The organism is Dyadobacter bucti (assembly GCF_005869225.1).
Taxonomy (GTDB): Bacteria; Bacteroidota; Bacteroidia; order Cytophagales; family Spirosomataceae; genus Dyadobacter; species Dyadobacter bucti.
Genome location: NZ_SWFP01000004.1, coordinates 144,064 through 166,903 on the forward strand (window position 1 = coordinate 144,064; position 22,840 = coordinate 166,903).

General features: G+C 46.1%; 23 protein-coding genes. 13 read left to right on the forward strand and 10 right to left on the reverse strand.

Features of this window, described 5'->3' with window-relative positions; translation table 11 throughout:
* Window positions 1–90 precede the first annotated feature (90 nt).
* The 3 genes from FBF61_RS14545 to FBF61_RS14555 form a co-directional block, all read right to left on the reverse strand.
* On the reverse strand, window positions 91–411 hold the full coding sequence (locus FBF61_RS14545) for a hypothetical protein (protein WP_138478382.1): 321 nt from the start codon (window positions 409–411) through the stop codon (window positions 91–93).
* A gap of 189 nt (window positions 412–600) precedes the next feature.
* Complete coding sequence (locus FBF61_RS14550; protein ID WP_138478385.1) at window positions 601–924, reverse strand: nuclear transport factor 2 family protein; 324 nt, start codon at window positions 922–924, stop codon at window positions 601–603.
* A gap of 12 nt (window positions 925–936) precedes the next feature.
* A complete protein-coding gene (locus FBF61_RS14555) occupies window positions 937–1,728 on the reverse strand; it encodes an SDR family oxidoreductase (protein ID WP_138478387.1) in 792 nt (263 codons plus the stop codon).
* Between the two features lie 142 nt (window positions 1,729–1,870).
* On the opposite strand from FBF61_RS14555, the gene FBF61_RS14560 reads away from it, so the two are divergent.
* Both FBF61_RS14560 and FBF61_RS35575 read left to right on the forward strand, forming a co-directional pair.
* Window positions 1,871–2,257, forward strand: a complete 387-nt coding sequence (locus FBF61_RS14560) for a winged helix-turn-helix transcriptional regulator (protein ID WP_138478389.1) — start codon at window positions 1,871–1,873, stop codon at window positions 2,255–2,257.
* A gap of 167 nt (window positions 2,258–2,424) precedes the next feature.
* Window positions 2,425–2,643, forward strand: a complete 219-nt coding sequence (locus FBF61_RS35575) for an SDR family oxidoreductase (protein WP_138479216.1) — start codon at window positions 2,425–2,427, stop codon at window positions 2,641–2,643.
* On the opposite strand, the gene FBF61_RS14570 is transcribed toward FBF61_RS35575, so the two are convergent.
* From FBF61_RS14570 to FBF61_RS14585, 4 genes are all read right to left on the reverse strand, one after another.
* Window positions 2,606–4,726, reverse strand: a complete 2,121-nt coding sequence (locus tag FBF61_RS14570) for a xanthine dehydrogenase family protein molybdopterin-binding subunit (RefSeq protein WP_138478391.1) — start codon at window positions 4,724–4,726, stop codon at window positions 2,606–2,608. The genes FBF61_RS35575 and FBF61_RS14570 overlap by 38 nt on opposite strands.
* 16 nt (window positions 4,727–4,742) lie before the next feature.
* On the reverse strand, window positions 4,743–5,738 hold the full coding sequence (locus FBF61_RS14575; protein WP_138478393.1) for an FAD binding domain-containing protein: 996 nt from the start codon (window positions 5,736–5,738) through the stop codon (window positions 4,743–4,745).
* Window positions 5,735–6,520 (reverse strand): 2Fe-2S iron-sulfur cluster-binding protein, encoded by a 786-nt coding sequence (locus FBF61_RS14580; protein WP_138478395.1) that lies wholly within the window; start codon window positions 6,518–6,520, stop codon window positions 5,735–5,737. Before FBF61_RS14580 ends, FBF61_RS14575 begins: the two co-directional genes overlap by 4 nt.
* A gap of 229 nt (window positions 6,521–6,749) precedes the next feature.
* Complete coding sequence (locus tag FBF61_RS14585; RefSeq protein ID WP_138478397.1) at window positions 6,750–7,319, reverse strand: RNA polymerase sigma factor; 570 nt, start codon at window positions 7,317–7,319, stop codon at window positions 6,750–6,752.
* Window positions 7,320–7,536: 217 nt separating this feature from the next.
* Between FBF61_RS14585 and FBF61_RS14590 the strand changes: the two genes are divergently transcribed.
* Entirely contained in the window at window positions 7,537–8,574 is a 1,038-nt protein-coding gene (locus FBF61_RS14590) for a FecR family protein (RefSeq protein WP_138478399.1), read from the forward strand.
* 32 nt (window positions 8,575–8,606) lie between these two features.
* Window positions 8,607–9,590: a carboxypeptidase-like regulatory domain-containing protein gene (locus FBF61_RS14595; protein WP_138478401.1), complete on the forward strand. Its 984-nt coding sequence runs from the start codon at window positions 8,607–8,609 to the stop codon at window positions 9,588–9,590.
* A gap of 124 nt (window positions 9,591–9,714) precedes the next feature.
* Here FBF61_RS14595 and FBF61_RS14600 read toward each other — a convergent pair whose 3' ends face one another.
* Window positions 9,715–10,380 (reverse strand): hypothetical protein, encoded by a 666-nt coding sequence (locus FBF61_RS14600; RefSeq protein ID WP_138478403.1) that lies wholly within the window; start codon window positions 10,378–10,380, stop codon window positions 9,715–9,717.
* Window positions 10,381–10,627: 247 nt separating this feature from the next.
* On the opposite strand from FBF61_RS14600, the gene FBF61_RS14605 reads away from it, so the two are divergent.
* Window positions 10,628–11,152 carry a DinB family protein gene (locus tag FBF61_RS14605; protein ID WP_138478406.1) on the forward strand — a complete coding sequence of 175 codons (525 nt, stop codon included), beginning with the start codon at window positions 10,628–10,630 and terminating at the stop codon, window positions 11,150–11,152.
* A 55-nt stretch (window positions 11,153–11,207) separates the two neighbouring features.
* On the opposite strand, the gene FBF61_RS14610 is transcribed toward FBF61_RS14605, so the two are convergent.
* Together FBF61_RS14610 and FBF61_RS14615 are read right to left on the reverse strand one after the other, a co-directional pair.
* Window positions 11,208–11,570: a VOC family protein gene (locus tag FBF61_RS14610; RefSeq protein WP_138478408.1), complete on the reverse strand. Its 363-nt coding sequence runs from the start codon at window positions 11,568–11,570 to the stop codon at window positions 11,208–11,210.
* A 62-nt stretch (window positions 11,571–11,632) separates the two neighbouring features.
* Window positions 11,633–12,199 (reverse strand): Crp/Fnr family transcriptional regulator, encoded by a 567-nt coding sequence (locus FBF61_RS14615; protein ID WP_138478410.1) that lies wholly within the window; start codon window positions 12,197–12,199, stop codon window positions 11,633–11,635.
* A gap of 85 nt (window positions 12,200–12,284) precedes the next feature.
* Between FBF61_RS14615 and FBF61_RS14620 the strand changes: the two genes are divergently transcribed.
* From FBF61_RS14620 to FBF61_RS14655, 8 genes are all read left to right on the forward strand, one after another.
* On the forward strand, window positions 12,285–12,815 hold the full coding sequence (locus FBF61_RS14620; RefSeq protein ID WP_138478412.1) for a peptide-methionine (S)-S-oxide reductase: 531 nt from the start codon (window positions 12,285–12,287) through the stop codon (window positions 12,813–12,815).
* Entirely contained in the window at window positions 12,812–13,312 is a 501-nt protein-coding gene (locus tag FBF61_RS14625; RefSeq protein WP_138478414.1) for a 2'-5' RNA ligase family protein, read from the forward strand. The genes FBF61_RS14620 and FBF61_RS14625 overlap by 4 nt, the downstream gene beginning before the upstream one ends.
* Before the next feature lie 317 nt (window positions 13,313–13,629).
* The gene (locus tag FBF61_RS14630; RefSeq protein WP_138478417.1) at window positions 13,630–14,190 is read left to right on the forward strand and encodes an RNA polymerase sigma factor; all 561 of its coding nucleotides are present in this window, start codon (window positions 13,630–13,632) and stop codon (window positions 14,188–14,190) included.
* A gap of 114 nt (window positions 14,191–14,304) precedes the next feature.
* The gene (locus tag FBF61_RS14635) at window positions 14,305–15,402 is read left to right on the forward strand and encodes a FecR family protein (protein WP_138478419.1); all 1,098 of its coding nucleotides are present in this window, start codon (window positions 14,305–14,307) and stop codon (window positions 15,400–15,402) included.
* A gap of 200 nt (window positions 15,403–15,602) precedes the next feature.
* On the forward strand, window positions 15,603–19,142 hold the full coding sequence (locus FBF61_RS14640) for a SusC/RagA family TonB-linked outer membrane protein (protein ID WP_138478421.1): 3,540 nt from the start codon (window positions 15,603–15,605) through the stop codon (window positions 19,140–19,142).
* 12 nt (window positions 19,143–19,154) lie between these two features.
* Window positions 19,155–20,741: a RagB/SusD family nutrient uptake outer membrane protein gene (locus FBF61_RS14645; protein WP_138478423.1), complete on the forward strand. Its 1,587-nt coding sequence runs from the start codon at window positions 19,155–19,157 to the stop codon at window positions 20,739–20,741.
* A gap of 20 nt (window positions 20,742–20,761) precedes the next feature.
* On the forward strand, window positions 20,762–21,727 hold the full coding sequence (locus tag FBF61_RS14650; protein ID WP_138478425.1) for an amidohydrolase family protein: 966 nt from the start codon (window positions 20,762–20,764) through the stop codon (window positions 21,725–21,727).
* A 2-nt stretch (window positions 21,728–21,729) separates the two neighbouring features.
* A complete protein-coding gene (locus tag FBF61_RS14655) occupies window positions 21,730–22,827 on the forward strand; it encodes a PKD domain-containing protein (protein WP_138478427.1) in 1,098 nt (365 codons plus the stop codon).
* Window positions 22,828–22,840: the final 13 nt, after the last annotated feature.

A 22,840-nucleotide genomic window follows, 5' to 3' on the forward strand; every position in this document is an offset into this window, starting at 1 on the left:
TTGCCTGTTTGTACATTTTGACAACGTAATGCCATGCAACAGATGGTTTCTTATCTCATTCTTAATGCTTTTAAATTTTAAAATGAAGTACTAAGTTCTTCCATCTATCCAGGGAAATTGCACGCCGCACGACTTTTGAAGGCAATCAGACAAGCGAGTTGAATTTTCTTGCTGAACACTTGCTGATCCTTCGCTTGACTTGTCGTTCTTCATGTCGCCAATAACTGGCGAACTCTGCATGGATATGATCAGGGCCTTGCACGTGTTTTGATTGAACCGAACCCTGGGCAGGCGCGTGCCTCCTTCGGCCAGGATACTATCGATTAACCCAAACCGGTCTTTATGTTCCCGGTTTGTTTTCAGTACCCGCAATATGACCACCCATCCAGCCGCCCGCAGCTCAGCGATCAACTGGGAAAAGAATGTTGTGTTTGCCCCTGGCTTTTTCTTGGTGCCTGCGTTTTTGGGATCGGTTGTAGTGTTTCCCGAAGCATCAAAGGTCGGCAGCCAAGTACCGTCCTTGTTTTGGTCATAGTTGACAGTATTGCTGATGCAGATTCAGGCTAATTTATCAGACGTAGTGATTTTAGCCATTCCCTGCTATCCTGTAAATTTCAATGACTGTATCAATTCATCTGCAATTTTCATATGATACGTCAATACAATCGGGCTCCCTTCAAAATTTCCAGATGTTTCAGCCATCAAAAGGCTTTCCGTATCGTTTTCTTCAAAGCTGAGCGGTTTGATTGTCGCCTTGTAACGCTCGTTAGAATCCGCTATCCAGCGCTCTATTTCTTTTTTTCCATTGTGCTTTTGTCCTTCATCAAAAACGACGGCTGTCTCAGAAAAACAATCGGCATACGCAACGCTGTCAAAGCTGTTTTGCGTTTCTATCAAATCGGATACTACTTTGGGTAAGTTCATATTTTTAAGTTGTTAAATAGTTGGTACGGTTCCACCGTCAATGATAAATTCTGTCCCTGTGAGATAGCTTGCTCTTGGCGAAACCAAAAAGCCGACAAATTCAGCAACTTCTTCAGGTTGAGCAGGTCTTCCGAATGGTATTCCACCCAATGCATCCATTACACCCTGTTGCGCTTCTTCCACCGTACTATTCGCGTTTCTTGCAAGTTCGCCCAGCCATGCTTCCGATGCTGTCGTATTGATCCAGCCTGGCGAAACCGTCAGCACCCGGACACCCTTAGGAGTAACTTCGTTAGATAAACTTTTGCTGTAGTTTCTCAATCCTGCCTTTGCAGCTGCGTAAGGCAAAGTAGAATCGTATAAAGGCAGCTTACCCTGTATTGACGCTATGTGAATGATAACACCACTTTTTCTTGCAACCATCTGTGGCAAAAAACCTCTGTCAAGCCTGACAGGAGCGAGCAAATTAGCTTGTAGGGTTGATTCCCAATCCTGATCAGATAACACGCTAAAACCACCGGCGGGTGTTACCGAAGAACCAAGATTGTTCACAAGAATATCAAGCCGCCCATAAGTCGATAACACTTCACTGACTACTTTTTGTGATTCTTCCGCCTTGCTTAAATCGGAAGGGATGAAATGCAATTTGTTGTTTTCTTTTTCCATTGCGTTTCTTGCGGTAATAATCACTGTTGCACCAGCTTGCAAAAGTCTTTCTGCAATTGCCCTTCCGGCTCCTTTTGTACCTCCCGTTACCAGAGCAATCTTGCCCGATAACTCATTGTTGAAATTAAACTGTTCCATTTTATTGTCCCTCTTTTAAGAATTAAACTATACGACAAAATTGGAGCATAAAAGAAGTTTGGACAAGTACGGCATTACGATTCATATAGGGATAAATTTATCCCCTATTGTGCAGATAGGAACATACGTTTAATTTTGAAATATGTATGAAAGAAAGATAATCCCGAACCTGAATTGTGGGCTCGATTTGATCGGTGAAGTACTCTATGGCAAATGGAAAATCCGCTTGCTGTGGTTTATCCATATCGGTCATAAACGCCCAAGTGAATTGCAGCGCAAGATCCCCGATGCCTCACGCAGGGTATTGAACATTCAGTTGAAAGAATTGGAAGAACACGGACTGGTTACAAGAAAAATTTATCCTGTTGTACCGCCAAAGGTTGAATACAGCCTTACCGAATTTGGTGAAACGGTAATCCCCGTGATTGCCGCACTAGGGCAATGGGGCGATGAGCACCAAGAACGCCTGCGTGAAGTGATTTTGAAACAAACTGTAAGTTCTGATTTGGACGTACCACTAATTATTTAGTCTCACCAAACGAGCCTTTTCTGGAATTGGCAAATCTAATTCAGGATTACTAATCATTTTCCTGAATCCATTTTAGCAATTGAGAATCTTCTTTTTGTGGTTTTGGTCCTATGTCCAGGACGACGGGATGCACATTTTAACAACCCTCTTCTGATGTTTGATCTTTCATACTATCCTATCCGCAACTACAAAAGGAGGTAGTTGCGGCAAAAGAACTAGCTCCGCGAAAGATCAGGGTAAACAAGGTAAATCCCGGGCCGACCAAGACCGAGATGCATGGGACATTTGGCATGGATGAAGCAACATTACATCAATTGAAGCAATCTTCCCAAAGCCTTCTTGCGCAGATCACAGCAACTTGTCCGGCAAGATGGGCAGCTCTCTGATCCGTTTTCCGGTCGCGTTAAAAACGGCATTTGCGACTGCGGCAGACACGCCCACAATCCCAACTTCGCCCAATCCTTTTATGCCAAGCTTGTTCGCCAGTTTGTCATCTTCTTTGATAAAAATAGCCTCCATTTCTCCTATGTCAAGATTTGAAGGCACATGGTAATCCGCAAACGAGCGCGTGACGAAGTGGCCGAAACGCGGATCGACGACAGACTCTTCCGTAAGCGCCATGCCGATTCCCCAAACATTACCGCCAAAAATCTGTGAGCGAGCAGTTTTTGGATTAAGGATTTTTCCCGCGCCGGTTACGGCCAGGAAACGCTTCACCCGCACCATTCCTGTGGACTGATTCACCCACACCTCGGCGAAATTGGCATTGAAACTGTGAGAAGAATATTGCTCCGCGCTTTCCATCGGCTTGGAATCGGCACGCGTTTGAATGTTCGCTATTTTTTCAGAAACCATTAATTGCGCCGCAGTCGGACGCGCAAAAAACTGTTTGCCTGATCTGGCAATGAGCTCATCGGTAATCTTCATGCAAGCATCATTCACCACATTGGCGTAACTGGTTGCACCCACCGAACCGACGGAGCCAGCTGCGGGCGGCAGGTCAGAGTCACCGATTCGAACAGTGATTTTATTTATAGGTAAATCCAGTGCATCAGCGGCAGTTTGGGCAAGAATGGTGTAGGTGCCCGTTCCCAGATCAGCAGCCGCGAGTTCGATGATGGCCGTAACATTGCTGCCCTCACGGTTCAGTTTTATAATGGCAGAACTGTCGCGCTGATGGGCCGGGTAAGTGCCGCAAGCGACGCCGTATCCAACCCAGTAATTGCCCTGCACGTTCTGCATTGGCTCCATTTTTCGCTTTTCCCAGCCAAATGCTTTCGCACCTTCTTTTAAACATTCCACAACCTTCCGGGAAGACCACGGCTTACCATTTGAAGGATCTTTTTCAGGTTCGTTTTTGAGGCGAAATTCAATCGGGTCCATTTTTATTTTGTATGCCAGTTCATCCATCGCCGATTCCAACGCAAAGCTTCCGGTCGATTTTCCCGGCCCGCGCGTGTAGGTGGGCAGGATCAGGTTCATAGGCGTAACGCGATAAGTAATGAGCGAATTAGGCGTGTCGTACATGATTTTTGAACAGTCGCCGCAAGGCTCAACAAACTCATCCTGGATTGCCGCGTGTGTGGCTGTTTCGTGCACTAATGCGGTCAGTTTTCCGTCTTTGGTTGCAGCCAGGCTTACTTTCTGATAGTTCCGCTGCCGCAGCCCCACCGAATTGAACATTTGCTGTCGCGCCAATGCCAGCTTCACAGGCCGTTTTACCATTTTGGCTGCCACCGCAGCCAGCACCAAATTTCCCCACTGTCCGCCTTTTGAGCCAAATCCGCCGCCAATGTAAGGCGACACAATGCGCACATTTTCCGGTTTAAGATTCAATGTTGAAGCAGCTGCATTTTGTGCGCCATTTACGATCTGTGCACTGTTATAGAGGATCAGATTTTCACCTTGCCATTCGGCAATCGTCGCGTGCGGTTCAAGCGGATGGTGGTGATAAATGGGCGTCGCGTAGGTTTCTTCCACTTTAAATGCTGCATTTTCCAGGGCTACTTTCACATCCCCACGCTTTTCGTCCTCCTTATCCTTCGGTTTTACACCATTCCGATGCAGTTTTTCAAAATCGATTTTTGCTTCTTTTTGGTCATATTCCACTTTTACCAAATCCGCAGCATGCCTGGCCTGCTCAAAAGTTTCCGCCACAACAACGCCGATATGCTGCCCAAAAAACAGCACGTCCGCACTTTGTAACATAGCACCGCCGCGGATGCCGCCTTTTGTATTCAGTTTCGGGGCATTTTTATGCGTGATGACGGCCAGCACACCAGGCGATTTTTCCGCAGCCACGCTATCAATGTTCCTGATTTTCCCAGCCGCAATGGTGCTTTTAAAAATCACTGCATATGCCGGATCCTTGACGGGATGATCGGTGGAATAATCAGCTTTTCCAGTCACCTTCAGGATTCCGTCGATGCGGCTGACGGGCGAGCCTACATTTGTATTTTTGTCTTTCATGGAGTTGATGATTAAATCAGGATTTACCGCCGTTCAATGCCATTTGCAATGCTCTCACGATGCTACGACTTCCAAGTTCAACCTTAAATTTGTTGTGTTCCAATGGTTTGGCATCCGCCATTTCGGCGTTCGCTGCCAGTTTGAAATTAGCTTCCGTAGGCTCTTTCCCGATCAGCATTTGTTCCGCTTTCATTGCACGCCAGGGCTTATGAGCCACGCCGCCCATTGCTATCCGGACTTTTGAAATCAAATTCCCTTTCATTTCAAAAGCCGCCGCCACTGAGACCAAAGCAAAGGCGTACGAAGCTCTGTCGCGGACTTTGAGATAATAAGAATGGTCAGCCAGATTATTTTTCGGGATTTCAATGGAAGTGATCAGGTCGCCATGGCTCAGGTTTGTGTCTTTTTCGGGCATATCACCGGGCAAACGGTGAAAGTCCGCAAAATCAACCACACGCTCCTCACCACTCGCATTCGTGATCTTCACAACTGCGTCCAGCGCCGCCAGCGCCACCGCCATATCGGAGGGGAAAACGGCAATGCATTTTTCAGACCATCCAAAAATGGCATGCATCCGGTTAATGCCCTCCATCGCACCGCAACCCGAACCTGGCTCGCGTTTGTTACAGGGCATTGCCACATCATAGAAATAGGGGCAGCGCGTCCTTTGGAGCAGATTTCCACCATTGGTCGCCATATTCCGGATCTGCCCCGAAGCACCGGCCAATATCGCCTGTGACAGCAATGGGTAATGCTGCCGGACGAGCGGATGGTTCGCCGCATCCGTATTCCGCCCCAGTCCACCGATGGAAATTCCGCCGGAACCAGTTGCTTTAATCTGCGTGAGCCCTAACCGCGTAATGTCGATCAGCTCGTCCGGTCTCTCCACATCTTCCTTCATCAGGTCCAGCAGGTTCGTCCCACCGGCCAGGAACCTCGCATTCGGATTGCCTGCAGCCAGCTTGAGTGCCGAAGGGACATCTTTGGCATTGGTATATTTAAATGGTCTCATACAAGCAGCCAGTTTTGTTCAACAGCCTTACCACTATGCACTTCCTGGATCGCCGCAACGATATTGGGGTATGCGCCACACCTGCAAATATTGCCTGACATCCGCTCCCGGATTTCTTCCTTGGAAAGCATAGCCGGCCCCGACTTTTTGCGCAGATCCTCCGTCACGTAACTTGCATCACCATTTTTTGCTTCGTCCAGCAACGCCACGGCCGAGCAGATTTGCCCTGGCGTGCAGAAACCGCACTGAAAACCGTCGTATTTAATAAATGCGGTTTGTACCGGATGCAGCTGATTACCCTGGGCAATGCCTTCGATCGTCTTCACCGATTTTCCTTCACAACTGGCGGCAAGCGTTAGGCAGCTTAAAACCCGTCTGCCATCCAGGATTACCGTACACGCGCCGCATTGACCGTGGTCGCAACCTTTTTTCGAGCCTGTCAGATCCAGCTTTTCGCGAAGCGTGTCCAGTAATGTCATACGTGAATCAACCGTTACTTTTTGGGGAGCGCCATTGATCTTCAAAGCAACATTGACCCCATTCTCAATGGTTTCGGGATTGAATGTGACGGGTGGTGTCGGCGCCAGCGGGCGGGTTAGCACTTGCTCAGCAACCGCAGACTGCCAGGCCAGCATTCCGCCGCCGGTCAATGTCATTAATTTCAAAAAATGCCGCCTGTTAACACCCGCATCTATAATCTCCGCCAGGTCTTCCGGCATAAGATCTTCAAACAGCTTTTTCTCATCTTCGGTGAGCTGCGGTGATTGGTCGTCTTCGTTCATGGTGATGTCTGAGAAGAATTGAATGATTTTAGGTCAGGAATTGGAAAGAAGAACATTGCATACCAGCCAAAAAAGAAAATGTCTTCACCGATTGCAAAGCCGAAGACACTTCAATAACTATACCAAGAATTGGCCATTGTTTTGCAACCGTTAGTTTCCTAGCCATCAAGGCCGCATATATCAACCCATCCCAACCATTACGATCGGAGTGTCGCGGAATATTTTGCGACTATTTTCTGAAATTTTTCTGATCAATTGAATTGCGAATCGCATCCAGTGCACGGTAAACCAGCTTGTAAGCAGCGCGCGGCGTAATGTCCATGAGAAGGCTGATTTGTTCAAAATCCATATTCTCGAAAAAACGAAAGAAAATGATCTCCCTCTGGCGGACGGACAGGTTCGTGAATGTTTTGGATAAAGCTTCATTTCGGACGTGCTCTTCTTCTGTTCGGATCCAAAGGTCTTCCAATGAAGGTTCGTCGCCGGTAAATGCTTCCAAGTCGTGATACTGAAAGGCTTTCATATCGTTGCCTTTGCGAAATATTTCCCGCCGCAGCGAGCGAAAGAGATAGAATTTGATAGAGTTCGTTGCGCCAAGTTTGTATCTGGATAGCCACAGGTTTAAAAAAAGGTCCTGAATACAATCCTTTACCAGATCCTCATCCTGGGAAATTCTATACCCGTAGTGAAAAAGAACAGGCGCAAATTTTTCATAGATGAATGCGTATGCATCCTCAGATCCATCTCGAAATTTCTGCCATAATTCAGAATCGCTATCGTTAGAGTGGGCTGATTTCATCAAATAACACAAAAGCGGTACGGGAAAGCAAAAAAAGCGAAAATCGGCTAAGGAACTACTAAGGATTTTAAAAATATAAAAAAAATGGTAATCGTGGGTCACTTCTTCATTCTGTTTCCTTTTACTAAATAACGGAGGGTGGTTTGAGGCAATTGACGGCAGATAGGAGCGTAATAGAAGTGGTCCGACGACACGTTTTACGAAACAGGATTAACAAATGGATTATAAAGAATTCAGTGCAAATGATTTTGCACTCGATCATTATTTTAATGAATGGGTCAGATTCCCGACGCCGGAAAAAAATCAATTCTGGGAATTGTGGCTTGCTGAGCATCCAGAAAAAAAAGAGGAAATTGAAATAGCACGTGAGATTATTTATACTATTTATCTGCCGGCCCCGCAATTGGATTCAGATCAGTCCAGGCAATTATGGGAGAATATTCAACGTAGAAACAGGGAAGAGGAGCAAGTGATTGATGATACTCGGGTTCTTCCGATTATCCGGAAAAGGGAATGGTTTGGTTTCCAATATGTGGCCGCATCGATTACATTGCTGATCGGATTATCTGCTCTGTTTTGGTTTTATAGTTCCAATAAAGAAAATAAGACGGTAAGCTATCACACACCATTTGGGGAGATTAAAATATTGACTTTGCCTGACAGTTCAAAAGTATTTTTAAATGCAAACTCCACACTCACTTTTGGAAGTAAATGGGACAAATCTGCTGACCGTGAGGTTACTTTGAAAGGAGAAGCTTTTTTTGAAGTGACCAGGAAGCATGGCCGGGGTAATGCAAAATTCCGGGTGCACTCCGGCGGGCTCCGGGTGGAAGTGCTGGGCACGCAATTCAATGTCTACAACCGCCATGAGAAGGTGAAGGTTGTTTTGGAAGAAGGTTCGGTACAACTTTCTGCACCGGAAACGAATGGTAAAGTCCGTATGAAACCCGGCGAGCTTGTGGAATATACTGCCTCTAATACCGGCCTGATACCAACGCAAATTGACCCTTCAAGATATTCCGGATGGATAAAACATGAACTCGCATTTGATGATGCGCCATTAATGGAAGTGGCACGGTCGATTGAAGATATATTAAACCTGAAAATCAAATTTGAAGATAATTCGTATCAGGTACTTCCTTTTACAGGTACTTTATCATTTGCCAATCCGGATGAATTATTAACGGTATTGTCAAAGTCATTTAATATTAAAATAACCCGATCGGAAAACGTAATCCTATTTCATAAAAAATAGTCTTTCTAACCTAATTCCTTAATCAAATATTTATGGATCTAATTTTACGGCCCAAAAGGCTGGTGTGGTTTCTTGTGCCCATTCTTTTAGGAACATCACACGCATTTTCACAACAAATGTCAATGCTATCCGGAAAGCCAGGTTTTGCCGGAAGTAAAGTGATAAATCAGGGCAAAAGCCTCAAAGATTTTTTAAATCAGGTTGAAAAGCATCTTCATGTTCAATTCAATTACAATAGCAATATTGTTAAGAACAAAACAATCGTACTGGATGCTACTTCCTTACAGCAGGATAACATTCTTGATAAACTCAACGCTGCATTGAAACAGCAGGGTTTAATGGTGGAGAAGTTCGGCGAAAGGAAATATGTGATCAGCTTGTATCAAATTCCTGCGATTAAAGAGTTGCCGGATAAAGACAATTCGAAAGTTGAAGCAACAGAACAAAAAAACGTCATTGAAACCACCGTCAAAGGCCAGGTTACTAGCGAAGACGGCACTGCCTTGCCCGGCGCAACGGTCATGATCAAAGGAACTGCGCAGGGGACCAGCACCAACGATGAAGGCCGGTTTTCCATTGATGTGCCGGACGGGGTGACGTTGATTTTCAGCATGGTAGGTTATAATACCATTGAAAAAGAAGTCACAGATAGCGGCCCCCTGGATGTGGTACTCAACTCTGCAAACCTTAAACTGGATGAGGTGGTGGTGGTAGCTTACGGTTCGTCGACCAGAAGGAACACAAACAGTGCGGTAAGTACGATCAACATGCAAACCGTCGCGCAGTTGCCCGTCCAGTCCATCAACGATGGGGTCGCAGGCCGCATTCCCGGCGTGATCGTCACGGCCAGCAGCACAGCAAATCGATGTGACGGATTTCGGGGTTGTTCCTATCAGAGGCCGAGGACGGGGGAAGTTGAAATTAGTGGTATGAAGGCAAAGGACATCAGGTCTGGCTTGAAGTTTTTCATCTTTGGGGAAAGGGCTGGGTTACTATGCCTTACAACCACATATTAATGTGTACAACTCAACTGAAAACGTTTGTTTCAGCTAAAAATTAAACTCATAGTTTTCTGGTAGAGGGGGACTGTTGGGTACTGCTCACGCAAGTGGTTGTTTCGCATATTACCAGGTAGTGAAGCTAGAGATCCCACTCGCTAATAAAGCTTGAATCTTTGCCTTGGGCGGGATAATAGTAGAATCCGAATAGCAGCTTACTCCCCGGGGGGACTTTATTTTTCCATCCCCTGTCACTGACCCAATGTGCTTCCTTCAAAATTGTCCCAAGTTGGTTATCCAGTTCGGGACTGAAACCAGTTATGGTTTTGACAGAATCGACATGAAGACCGGTTGCAAATGTAATTTCGTAGATGGCAAATGTTTTACTGACATTGATATCGCGGAGCGTATTCAGCTTATCATGCAGGTTTGCCCCATAAAATGTCTTATCGGTGGTCTTGATGTTGTTCTTATCCAGAAAATCCAGCATTTCAAGCTCTCGAAGTTCACCTTTGAGATTTCCGTTGTTAAGCACACAATAGCCCGAACAGGAATTGAAAGTGTATTGTCCAGAGCCGTTCAGTTGAGCGTATACGAGCATTTCGGTCCCTTCTTTAAAATAAATATCACAAGAGGTACGCTTTTTACCGTCGCTGCTACCCTCGATGAGGATGGATTTTACGCTATCACCTTTGAAAAGCTGCTTAATGACAATGTTTGCCTTGTAAAAAAATGAGGAATCTTGATTAGGAAAATTTTTCACGATAGTCACACGCGCTACAAAATCAGAGCGAACATATTTCTCCATAAACTTATAGTGACTGCAGACACAAGCATACCCTTGAAATGAGCAGAACAAGCCGATCAAAATCAGCGTAAATTTTACTTTGATTATTTGTGACATTTGTTTCAGGCTATTTCTCGCTAATATATAATAAAATTATATATTGTGGTAGGTATTATTTTTCACATATATCTCTTGCTACCTGGACCTGCATTCTATATTTTGTATGCTGATCTTGCTAAACGCAAGCAATTCCTAAATGTCTTTCAAAATGACCGAGATAGAAATGCTGGTAAACCAGACTTCAAATGCCTATGAATGGGTAAACAAGCTGCTCGCCGAAATCCCGCTCAACAAGTGGGAAATCGTCCCTGATGTGATCGAATCGAATGTTGACTGGCAAGTCGGACATCTGATAGTCAGTCATTACTTCCATTCCGTTATGGTCATCAAAGGACATCAAATGGATATACTGCAAACGATACCTATGAGGGAATACAGCGATTTGTTTACTGCGTCGGCCCCCAAATCGGCACTTGGAAAAACAAGTTCAGAAACACTTTTGGTAAACCTGAAAATGATGCAGCAAAAGTCGATAGATATCCTGCGGTCTGTTTCGATATCGGAACTTAACAGTCCTCTGGAGCCAACTCCGACACCACACCCGATCGCAAAAACCAAGTTTGAGGCAATCGACTGGAATATTAAGCACACGATGTACCACTGCGGGCAGATTGGTATTCTGAGTCGGGTGGTCGGGAAACGTTTCGATTTTGGGCTAAGGGTAGCCGAGTGAATGTGCAATCAAACAATGCTCACTATCATCTGAACATCCGTTGACTGTTGCTGCTTCACCATTGTTGAATCACTACACCTAGCTGTGTGTCTTTGACAGCAAACTCCTGGGCTCCCCATGGACGTAAAGTGACTTTGTTTAGGTTAGGGTGCAGGAATTGAGGATGGCTGGCAGCGATCTTGTTATAAACCAAATGTATGTCATCCGTTACCAGCCGAAACTCCGGATGGTGTTCCTCCGCATACTTTTTATCCTGAAATAAGTTGATGCGTAAACCATCTTTTTCAATCACGCAAAATGGCTTATGTGTTTTCAGTTCATTATGCGTAATTGTGAATTCCAGACAGTCCAGCCAAAATGGGAGAGCGTCGTGGATATCTGCGTAAAATAAGTTTGGGACGAGTTTGCTGAATTTCATATTTGTAGCGTATTCTTTCTTCAAAAATATGTTCTGAACTTGATTTGACCTATTGATCCAAATCAAGAAATTGTGGTCTTCATGATAGATTTCCTGACCCTGCTCAGTGTTTCAGGGGTGAGTTTAAGATAAGACGAGATCATTTTTAAAGGAAATGCCTGGATCAGCCGTGGGCGGTTTTTCAGAATGAATGCATATTTTTCGGCAGGAGTCATCGATTGATCAAAGAACCTCAGTCTTTCTGATGCGCCTTCCAGAACTTTGTTCAGCTGCAAAAAAGCAATCGACCTTCCAGTCAGGTAATGCACGGTATCCAGGCTCAGTTCGAGAAGATCGCAGTTGGTGAAAGCCTGGATGTAAGTTTCAGAAGGGCGTTGGGAAATCAGGCTTTGGTAATCAAAAAACCACTCATTTTGAACGCGCAAATCAATGATTTTTTGATCCAGCTCAAAAACCTGTTCATATTGATAAACAGATCCACTCAACAAATAGTAAATGGATTGAGATACCTGGCCTTTGTGGAGAATGACTTCGTTTCGGTTAACATGCCGCGTCGCAACAGCTTCTTCAAAAAGCGCAACCTCTGCGTCTGTATAAGTGCCGGTTGCCCGTAATATTTCTGAATACATGGGCTCTAGATCTATATATGTGAAATTACAATAATTGTAACATTTTGTTGATGCGGGCGTTACACTTAGCAACAAATTCAGGTAGATGTCCGCTGCAAACAAGGTCGGTTTAGGAGGAAGTTGCCATTGGTGCACAGAGGCTATATTTCAATCATTGAAAGGTGTCCTCCATGTCAGCCAGGGGTGGATCGCGTCCGATGACCATCCGGCCCGATTTTCTGAGGCTGTCGTGGTTGAATTTGATGCAGTCCGGATTTCCCTGCCGACACTGATCGAAATTCATCTTCATACGCACAGTTGTACGTCCGACCATGCCATGCGATCCAAGTATCGGTCGGCTATTTATACATTCTCCGACGAACAGTTTTCCTGCGCAAACCAGGCGATTGACAAGTTGCAGACGGATTTTGATCAGAGCATTATTACCGAGGTGATCCCATTCGGAAGGTTCAAACTGAATGATGAAAAGTATCTGGGCTATTACTCAAAAGATCCTGACAAGCCTTTCTGCAAGACATTCATTGAACCCAAGTTAAAGATTTTGCTGACGAGGTTTTCTAACGAAGTCGACAAGGATAACGCTATCCGCCTTTCCCAAACTACGCCTATCCGATGAATCTGCCACTAGTCGTTACACTGTCCATCTCTGATACTGCACAGACCTATTTTGATGATTTGCGAAGGCAGCATTTTCCGAAAGAAAGGAATTACCTGAATGCACATCTGACTTTATTTAATGCGTTGCCCGACGAGCCGTGGATCTTTGAAGAGATGCAAATGCTGGCTGCGGATCAGCCCGTATTTGAGGTTAAGGTCGATCAGATTATTTCACTTGGTGGCGGGACAGCCTTTAAAGTCGTTGCGCCAGAACTGACCGTGTTGCATAGGAATTTGCAAACACATTTTCAGGAGTCCCTTACCAATCAGGATAAACAGAAAAGGAATTTTCATATAACTGTTCAAAACAAGGTGGAGCCCTCTAATGCGAAGGACTTGCAAGCCGCGCTCAGATCGACCTTCGAGCCATTTTGCTTTACGGCAGATGGCATCCATTTGTGGAGATACCTTGGCGGGCCGTGGGAGTTTATCAGGACTTTCCCCTTCAACAGCTAGCGTTGGGCAAATTGCGCCAAACTTGTGAGGATGGAGTTTCCTTTTGATCGCATCTTTTCACCGGCATCGCGGCCCATTAATTGTGTCGGGATCCGAAGTTGGCAAAATCATGCGAACTGGCGATCCTCTTATTGGAAGCGGCTGCGCTCAGATTACAATGGTTTCCATGCAATGCCGGCCTTCAATTTCCCGAATTGCAGTCGGATATCGGTTTTGTTACAGACCAAAATTTTTCATACTAAAATAATAAGCGATTTTTATAATATAACTAGATGTGGTTTTCCTTTTGAGGCTAGACTATTTTTCTATATGTTCAAATGTCAAAGGGAAAGGAGTTACTCACGGATGATGGGGTAACATGGGATGCATTCCGAAAAGGTGATGAATCAGCCCTTGGACAGATTGCTCATAAGTATTACCGAAGTTTGTTTCGTTATGGTATCAAGTTTTCGCGCGACCGTGAATTTGTAAAAGACTGTATCCAGGATTTGTACCTCGAATTGTGGGCCAAGCGCGAATCCTTAGGAGACACGGATTTTGTGAAGTTTTATCTGCTGAAATCGCTGCGCCGAAAAATACACCGGGAAAGTGTCCGCAGGCATTGGGCAGCAGAAGATGACGAGCCCAACTGGGAAATTGAAATGCCCGTCGACGACTCCATAGAAGACAGGCTGATTGAGTTAGAAACCAACGAAGCGCAATGGCACGAGCTCAACAGGGAGCTGGCTTCGCTACCTAAACGGCAGCAAGAGGTGATCCACCTCCGTTTTTTTGAAAACCTCGATAACGAGGCTATTGCCGAAGTGATGTCGATTTCGAGACAAGCCGTCGCCAACCTGATTTATCGCACCATCCGGGAACTACGGGAAAGGTTATAAGAGCGCCGGGATACGCCGTCAGCGCTTTTTTTTGGATACTATAAAAAAAAGAAGAATATTTTTGGTTATTCTTCTTGTGGCGTTGCCTATGTATATATAGGAAACAATATTTACATGAATAAGTACAAGGATTACGTCGTCGAAGATTTTGTGCTGGATTTGAATTTTCAAAATTGGGTAAGAAATCATTCGCCTGATCTGGATGTATTTTGGGAAAATTATAAAAAAGCCAATCCCGGACAGCAAAATGATATTCATAAAGCCCGGTTGTTGTTGAGTGCCGTATATTACCGGTACGATAGTAATATCAGTGAGGAGGAGATTGAAGGTGAAATTTCTGCATTGGTACAGCAAATCCGTAATGAGAAGGAGACTGTCCTGCTCACCGCGAATCGTCCCATATCCCGGTCTATTCTCACATGGTTGGCCGCGGCCGTGGTTATAATAGTCGGAGGCTTGGCCGTCTGGCTGAACCTGCGCGTGGCAGATAACAATGAAACAGCTCTGACGGATTCCAGAAAAACACTGTTTGAAAAAATAAATCAGTCAAATTCAAGCCAGACGTTAATCCTGGAAGACAGCAGCATAGTGGTGCTGGAGCCGGGTGCCCGGCTACGTATGCAGCCCAGCTTCGACACTGATAAACGTGAGGTGTTACTGACCGGGACGGCTTTCTTCAAAATACGCAAAGATGTAAAGCGGCCCTTTCTGGTGCATTCCAAAATGCTGACCACCCGTGTGTTGGGCACAAGCTTTACTGTAAAAGCCAACAGAGGGTCGGGAAAAGAGATCATAGAGGTGAAGGAAGGGAAGGTATCTGTGTATAAAACAGCGGATTTCGGGAAATCAAATGCTACGAGAGAGTCGTACGGAATGGTGGTTACATCCAATCAGAAAGTGATATTTGATGCACGGGAAGGCATATTGCTGAAAGCGCTTTCCGATAACCCGGAGATCTTGCCTGGAAAAGCGGGACGGTTCCAGTCGGGTTACGTTAACACGCCAGTCACCAAAGTATTGAAAGACCTTGCCAATGCCTATCAGGTAGATATCATTTTTGATGAGAAACTATTGGCGGATTGTCCCCTTACGGCCACGTTAGCGGATCAGCCGCTCAGGGAAAAGCTGACAATCATCTGTGAAGCCATCGAGGCCCAATATGAAATACTGGACGGAAAAGTAATGATTTACGGAAAGAGCTGCACGAACTAATCTTTATTTACAACCCTTTAAACCCAAGCTTCTATGGTAAAATAGATCTCCTAAACTCTTACAAAAAAGAGACCGGTAAGGCTTCCAACACTACCGGTCTCAAATTAACCCACCTGATGTTGTTTGCGTCAACATTCTTCTTTTCCAGAGAAAAATGGGGGGTGTTCTATCAATTCTAATTCATAAAACGTATCAAATTTATGCAAAAATGGAATATTAACCAACGGTTGATAAGGCTTATGCGGTTGTCGGTTATCCAATTGTTAATGGTTACCTGCTTTTTGGGGAATGTGCATGCCATCGACGGATATGCACAGGCTGCTCTTGATCAGAAGGTAAACCTTTCGGTAAAAAATCAACAAGTGGAAAGCCTGTTTCGGGAAATCGAGAAGCAATCTGATGTACGGTTCGTTTTCAGTGCGTCGCTGATAAAAGCCGGCCGTACGGTAAGCATTCGTGTGAAAGGCCAGCCGATCCACAAGGTCCTGGATGAAGTACTGGCGCCTCTGGATCTGAAATACCGTGCTTCGGACAACCTGGTGATCATCAGCCGTATCGATAAAAAAAATGAATCGCAGCTAAAGGATTTGCTGGAAGACGCGGCGCCGGGACTGACCAGGGCGCCTGCCGCGGCAGACCTCGCAGTGGAAGGCAAAGTATCAGATGAAAGCGGCGGAGGACTGCCTGGCGTGAACATCCTTGTGAAAGGGACACAACTGGGTACTGTCACCAATGCCGAGGGAAATTTCATTATCAATGTTCCCGATGAGAAAACAATACTGGTGTTTTCGTATATAGGCTACGTTAGTCAGGAAGTCTTGATTTCCGGCAGGACGAAGCTGGACGTAACCATGCGGATAGACGATAAGAGTCTGGAAGAAGTGGTGGTGGTAGGGTATGGGACACAGAAAAAACGTGACGTGATCGGAAGCATTTCCACCATCAGATCGGAGGTTTTCGAAAAGCCGTCGAGCTCCACTAACTTCAATTCCTTATTGCAGGGGCAGGCTGCTGGTGTAAGCGTTCAGTCGAGTTCCGGCAGGCTGGGAGCTCCGGTCGATATCAAGATCAGAGGTTTGAGCTCGGTCAGTGCCAATACGAGCCCGTTATGGGTTATTGATGGTGTGCCGATAGTTACCAGTACTGGTATCACCAACAATGGTTCTTCGGAGCAATCCCCTATGAATTTGATTAACCCGGCTGATATACAATCCATTGATGTATTGAAAGATGCCGCCGCTACCTCTATTTACGGATCCCGGGGTTCCAATGGAGTAGTGATTGTAACCACCAAATCCGGAAAAGCCGGTAAGCCTTCCCTGAGTGTTGGCTACAATACCGGGCTATCGCAGCTGCCTCTCCAGAAAGTTGATTTCCTTCTTGATTCAAAAAAATGGTTTGAGATAAAAGATGAGGCAAAAGGATCATTTGGGTTGGGAGCATTTACGATGACCGATTTTTATTCCAAAAAAGTATATGCAACAGAGTTCCTTACGCGTGAACAGGCCGAAGGGATCAGTGTCGACTGGCTGAAAAAAGGAATGCGGCAGGGCAATTTTCTGAGCGCCGATTTTTCGACCAGCGGCGGCAATGAAGGCGCCCGGTATTTTGTATCGGGTACATACCGGAAGGACAAGGGCGTGATGCTCGGTGAAGACCTTCAGCGTTACGGATTACGGGCAAATGTGGATCTTAAACCGTTGCCTTCTCTTTTGATCGGCACCAAAGTAAATGTATCGCTATCTAAAGGAAACCGCGGCAAGAACTCAGCGGGAGGCGTTGAAGATGGAAATAAAAGCGGAACAGCAGGCGGTTTTAGTTCTTTAAATACCGTAAGGGTTCCTTTTGATCTGGTTTACAGTCTGGCTGATCCCGCAAAATACTATAATCCGTTCCTGGGCAATCCGATCGCCACCAGTGATCCGGACAACCTGGTAGAAAGCCTGGACCAGTATCGTGCGCTGGTCAGCCTGTATGGAGAATATTCAATTCCTTTTGTTACGGGACTTTCCGTCAGAAGTGAATTGTCGGCGGATGTTATACAGGCAAACAGGAATTTTTGGGTATCGGATGCTATTCGCTGGGACGGCAAACTGGGCGCGGATGATGCAACCACAACCAAAAACATCAACTATAATCTGTATCTAAAATATAACAAGAGTATCGGGGACCATTCACTGGATATGGTGGTGGGTACAGAGTCTCAGCGGGGCAACAGATGGATCCGTACCATGCAGGGTCGGGGACTGGTGGGTACCTATCAGCAATTAGGCTCTCCGGCTTTGAAAGACAATATGTTTTCCGGTTTGTCCGATGAAAATATGCTGAAGTCCTATTTCGGGCGGGCCAATTACAAGTTCAAGGACAAATACATTGCAGGGATCAGCCTCCGGAGAGATGGCTCGTCGGTGTTCACCTCAGACTATAGATGGGGCAATTTCGTAGCGTTTTCAGCGGGATGGATCGTATCCGATGAAGCCTTTATGGGCAGCTTCGGGGCCAATAACCTTTTGAAAATCAGGGGAAGTTATGGGCAGACGGGAAATGCCAGCATACCCAGTAAACTGGACGTGACAAATTACAACAGCGGTTACGGCTATGGAAGCGCAGATATCCTGGGCACGGATGGTACGCTTGTATCCTCTATCGGCGTTAAAAACCTGGTTTGGGAAAAAACAAACAACCTGGATTTAGGGCTCGATTTTGGTTTTTTCAATCAACGCGTTAATGGTTCTATCGCTTATTATAACAAGTACGTACATGACCTTCTTCTACAAAGCGCCCTGCCTTCATCTGCGGGAATCAGTACCATTTGGGGAAATATCGGTGACCTCGTCAACTCAGGTATCGAATTGTCTGTCACCTCTTACAATCTTCCTCAAACGCGGAAATTCGGATGGTCAACATCCCTGAATATTGCCTTTAACCATAATGAGGTTAAGAAACTGACGCCTCAGGTTGATAAAGCCGGAACAGGCATGGTGTCTTCCCCATTTATCACCAAAGTTGGTTACGGGATCAGGGAATATTATCTGGCAGAATCTGCCGGCATTGATCCGCAAACCGGTTTAAGAATGATTTACGCCCGTGACCAGGATCATTATAATGCTACCGGCGAAACCACACGTTTGATGGGCGCGGATGGTAAGGAGGTTACCCTTTTAGCCAACAATGCCAACATGAACACGAATTTTTTCCACCAGAAAGGGAAAAGCGCAATGCCGACCTACTATGGTGGTATTACCAACAGATTTACTTACAAAGCATTTGATCTCAGCTTCCTGGTGACATTTTCAGGGGGCAACTATATTCTCGATCATGCCTGGCGCGGGCTGATTCAGGGTGGGGGAACAGGCTATGGCGCGATACCTGCAGATTTTGTAAATAATTATTGGAAAAAGCCGGGAGACAACGCGAAATATCAGCGACTGGACTGGCTGAACAATATCAAACTGGAGGATGGAACAATCGTAGGTATGGGCGACCCCCGGGTACCGTTGGATCAGTGGATGTTCAAAGGGGACTTTGTTAAACTGAAGTCTGTCAATATTGGCTACACGATTCCTTCCTCACCCAAATTCCGCAAGGTATTCCAGAATATGCGGCTGTACTGCTCTTTAGAAAATCTGTATACGATCACAAAATACCCCGGCTGGGATCCGGAAGGACAGGGTTTTGTAAATGAGTGGGATTTGCCCCAGCTATTTGCGGCAAGTGTAGGTGTAAACGTCAGATTTTAATATTGAAACAACATGAAAAAAAATACATTTTTGATCTGCATTGTACTATTGGTGATCAGCTCATGCAAAAAGGACTTTTTTGAACTGCAGAGACCTCCCGAAAGTCCCTGGAACAATATAACCGAATTTGACAGGGCTCCGCGGGGCGCATATACCCAGCTTTTCGCCCTGGGTGATTGGGGAAATATATTCAACTACTGGTATTTGTACAAAAACGCCGTGGGCGACGATGTAGACTGGTCCACACCCGGTGACGCCGCCTGGGGATGGTACCGCGATACCGAAAACAACAAAGACTGGGTGGACCAGGTGTTCACTACCTCATACCAGGTCATTGCGTCTATTAACGATGCATTGTATTTTGTGGAGGAGAAAGGAGGCGAACCGTACCCCGGTCTGAGCGCCGACGACAAAACCAATAATCTGGACAGGATTATGGGGGAACTGTACTTTCTGAGGGGATACGCATACTATATGAATGCAACCCTTTTTGTCAATGCCTATGTTCCCGGCGGACCTAATGATGCCAGGCAGATTCCGTTACGGACGGCACCGTCAAGCAGCTACGACGTTGCGGTAAAGTCCAAAATTGGTACTGTCAAAGAAACGTGGGAACAGATTCTGGAAGATTTTAAAAAAGCACATGACCTTTTGCCCGAACGCTTTATTGCCGGCAAAATGCATCCGGCGTACCAGGCGGGAAGGGCCAATAAATTTGCAGCGGCCGCGATGCTGGCACGTACCTATTTTGCCATGGGCGACTATACCAGTGCAATGCAATACGCCAATGAGGTAATTGAGGAAAACGGCGGGGACTATGATTTGAGCGAAGATCCGATCCAGGCGTTTAATAAAAGTGTTCTGGGCCGGGGTAAAGAAACGATCATGTATATTCCTTGTTACGATAACGTTGTCGGCAGACAAAATTTACATGCGACTACGTTCAGCAATCTGTTTAACGGCAATCCGTGCGACTGGACAGCAACCTATCTTGATCCCACGGTACTGAAGAGGCTTGGTTGGATGACCAATCCTAAAACCGATACTACCATCAATGCAGCCGCAAGAATTGACAAGCGGTTCACCCAGCTGATGTTTGTGCGGGAACCTGGGAACATCCCTCCTGCGCAACAACTGCCGGGCCGTTATTATGACAAGCGGGTAAACATGGGCTGGCGCAGCATTATTAACAATAAATATTTCAGAGGTCCCGGCGGTAACTATACCAACGTCCCTCAGATCAGGCTCGCTGAAATGTATCTGACCAGGTCTATCTGCGCGTTCCTGGCCGGAAATAAAGAAAGTGCTGCAAAAGATCTGAATATCGTGAGGAAACGCGCCTGGAATGCAAGTGCGGCCGGGGTGTCTTACGAAGCATCTTCCCACTTTATCACTGCTGCCACCATTACCAAACAGATCATCGGAGACGAAAGGCTTATTGAAATGTACGGCGAGGGCGATCGTATTGATTATTTAAGGGGCTTAAAAGAGGATGTCCCCAACGGAGATCGTGGGCCGGGAACGGTTCCGTATACTGATAAGGGTTTTGTCTGGAATGTACCTATCAATGAAAAGCTATTGAACGAGGGGTACGAGTAGGCAGGTAGTTGATCTTGATTATGAAAAGAAGGAAGTTCTTGACATCTGTGTCAATGCTGGCTGCTGCCTCTGTTGGTGAAAGTCCGTTATTGTATGGCGGTGAGGGTGCATATCAACCGCTGATTCCTGTTGTCGACACGCACCAGCATCTGGTTGATGTCGAACGGTTTGGGAGAGATTGGTCGCATCCGCCGGTTCCGGGAAACTACGGGGTCAAAGCGTACAAAGAAGCAATCAAGGGCCTGAATGTTGTTAAAGCAGTTTATATGGAGGTCGCTGTACCTCCATATAAACGCTTGGATGAAGCGCGTTATGCCATGGAGCTTTGCGGGGACAAAAGTGGCCCCACGGTTGGAGCTGTTATTTCGGCAGATCTGTACATGGATGACTTCCGGGGGTATATGTCGCAGTTCAGGAACTCGTCTTGTATCAAGGGTATCAGGGCCGGATTTAAGTCCAGGGAATCGCTGACGGATAGCCGTATTCTTGACAATATCCGTTTTTTGGGCGACATGGATATGAGGTTTGACTTTATTGTTCCCTCTGCCTGGTTCCCCGATATGGTAAAATTGATCCGGGCCTGCGACGGTACACAGTTCCAGGCGGATCATTGTGCAAATGCTGATCCAAAAGCGTTTTTCGACCACGATAAGCTACATAGCAAACCGGACCACGACCGCGATGAATGGATCGATGGTATAACCGCCCTGGCATCTGAAAAAAATGTAGTGTGTAAAATTTCCGGACTTGTGTCCCGCTTGTCGGGCTATCCGGTCACGGTCGAAAACCTTGCTCCTGCAATTCATCATTGTCTCGACATTTTCGGCGCGGATCGGGTGATGTTTGCCAGTGACTGGCCCTGGTGTCTCAGGGGTACGACATTAAGCGGCTGGGTAAACCTCTTGAAAGAAGTGGTAAAAAACCGGTCTCTTGAAGATCAGGGTAAATTATTCCATGATAATGCCATAAGACATTATAAAATCTAGCGATGCTTTTTTTCAAATATTTGGCTTGCCTGCTGATTTCGCTCAGTCTGCATACGGGCATCTCATTTGCACAGGATTCCCGAACGTTTAAAGTATTTCAATTCCCTCCGGATATGATTCCCGTGATGGACGGGAAAACAATCGACTGGGATATCGTCGGGGAAGAATACAGTGTTGGAATGGATCAGCTGACCGACAATCGGGACAGCATTGCGCACAAGACCCGTAATCCGAAGGACCTGGATGTGCAGGTGAAGGTAGGGTGGGTGAAAGGAATGAACAGACTGTATTTCCTGTACGAGGCTTATGACAATTACTGGGATTTTTCACTGCCCGATTTGCACAATGATATTTTTGAACTGGTGGTTGATGGTGATCGTTCGGGCGGGCCGTTGATCAGTCCTTTCCACGTGTTTAAAGATCTGGACCCTATGGATGCATACTTCTCGTTCCAGGGAGTGCATGCGCAAAACTATCACATCTATACGCCGGCCGAAGGGAAAGAATGGACGTTTGTATGGGGAAGTCAGTCCTGGATCAAAAATCTGCCTTATGCCAATGCGGCCTGCGATTTTAAATTCAAACCGGGAGAACCGGGCAGGTTAACACTGGAATTCTGGATCACACCTTTTGATTACGCAGGCCATGAAGGCCCTTCCAGGGCGGTAGAATCGGTACTGGCCGAAGACAAAACCGTCGGGCTGAGTTGGGCGGTTATTGATTATGATAATGTGAACATGAAGGGCAACCACAATAACAATGGATTCTGGACACTGAGCAAGGAACGTAAAATGTATGGCGATGCCTCCTTTCTGCTTCCTTTCCGCCTGATGCCATTGGAAAACAGATTCCTCAAACCTATCGAAGCGAGATGGTCATTTTCGGTAACAGACATGAGCCGCCGTATGGTCGCTTTTACTGACGAATCCATCGGCAAGATTACATCCTGGAAGTGGGATTTTGGCGATGGTCAAACATCCACCGAACAAGATCCCATACATAGGTATACCGAGCCGGGTATGTACGTGGTCGTTTTGTGGGTGGAAGGCCCTTCGGGCAAATCGCGCATGGCGAAAGTATGGGATGTAGCCCTTAAATGAGCTCGCGTTCAGT

What these genes read in the sequence shown, in the direction of transcription:
- FBF61_RS14550 (WP_138478385.1), bottom strand. Translation starts at nt 924, where the DNA reads ATGAACTTACCCAAAGTAGTATCCGATTTGATAGAAACGCAAAACAGC.
- FBF61_RS14555 (WP_138478387.1), bottom strand. Translation starts at nt 1,728, where the DNA reads ATGGAACAGTTTAATTTCAACAATGAGTTATCGGGCAAGATTGCTCTG.
- FBF61_RS14560 (WP_138478389.1), top strand. Translation starts at nt 1,871, where the DNA reads ATGTATGAAAGAAAGATAATCCCGAACCTGAATTGTGGGCTCGATTTG.
- FBF61_RS14570 (WP_138478391.1), bottom strand. Translation starts at nt 4,726, where the DNA reads ATGAAAGACAAAAATACAAATGTAGGCTCGCCCGTCAGCCGCATCGAC.
- FBF61_RS14575 (WP_138478393.1), bottom strand. Translation starts at nt 5,738, where the DNA reads ATGAGACCATTTAAATATACCAATGCCAAAGATGTCCCTTCGGCACTC.
- FBF61_RS14580 (WP_138478395.1), bottom strand. Translation starts at nt 6,520, where the DNA reads ATGAACGAAGACGACCAATCACCGCAGCTCACCGAAGATGAGAAAAAG.
- FBF61_RS14585 (WP_138478397.1), bottom strand. Translation starts at nt 7,319, where the DNA reads ATGAAATCAGCCCACTCTAACGATAGCGATTCTGAATTATGGCAGAAA.
- FBF61_RS14590 (WP_138478399.1), top strand. Translation starts at nt 7,537, where the DNA reads ATGGATTATAAAGAATTCAGTGCAAATGATTTTGCACTCGATCATTAT.
- FBF61_RS14595 (WP_138478401.1), top strand. Translation starts at nt 8,607, where the DNA reads ATGGATCTAATTTTACGGCCCAAAAGGCTGGTGTGGTTTCTTGTGCCC.
- FBF61_RS14600 (WP_138478403.1), bottom strand. Translation starts at nt 10,380, where the DNA reads ATGGAGAAATATGTTCGCTCTGATTTTGTAGCGCGTGTGACTATCGTG.
- FBF61_RS14605 (WP_138478406.1), top strand. Translation starts at nt 10,628, where the DNA reads ATGACCGAGATAGAAATGCTGGTAAACCAGACTTCAAATGCCTATGAA.
- FBF61_RS14610 (WP_138478408.1), bottom strand. Translation starts at nt 11,570, where the DNA reads ATGAAATTCAGCAAACTCGTCCCAAACTTATTTTACGCAGATATCCAC.
- FBF61_RS14615 (WP_138478410.1), bottom strand. Translation starts at nt 12,199, where the DNA reads ATGTATTCAGAAATATTACGGGCAACCGGCACTTATACAGACGCAGAG.
- FBF61_RS14620 (WP_138478412.1), top strand. Translation starts at nt 12,285, where the DNA reads ATGTCCGCTGCAAACAAGGTCGGTTTAGGAGGAAGTTGCCATTGGTGC.
- FBF61_RS14625 (WP_138478414.1), top strand. Translation starts at nt 12,812, where the DNA reads ATGAATCTGCCACTAGTCGTTACACTGTCCATCTCTGATACTGCACAG.
- FBF61_RS14630 (WP_138478417.1), top strand. Translation starts at nt 13,630, where the DNA reads ATGTCAAAGGGAAAGGAGTTACTCACGGATGATGGGGTAACATGGGAT.
- FBF61_RS14635 (WP_138478419.1), top strand. Translation starts at nt 14,305, where the DNA reads ATGAATAAGTACAAGGATTACGTCGTCGAAGATTTTGTGCTGGATTTG.
- FBF61_RS14640 (WP_138478421.1), top strand. Translation starts at nt 15,603, where the DNA reads ATGCAAAAATGGAATATTAACCAACGGTTGATAAGGCTTATGCGGTTG.
- FBF61_RS14645 (WP_138478423.1), top strand. Translation starts at nt 19,155, where the DNA reads ATGAAAAAAAATACATTTTTGATCTGCATTGTACTATTGGTGATCAGC.
- FBF61_RS14650 (WP_138478425.1), top strand. Translation starts at nt 20,762, where the DNA reads ATGAAAAGAAGGAAGTTCTTGACATCTGTGTCAATGCTGGCTGCTGCC.
- FBF61_RS14655 (WP_138478427.1), top strand. Translation starts at nt 21,730, where the DNA reads ATGCTTTTTTTCAAATATTTGGCTTGCCTGCTGATTTCGCTCAGTCTG.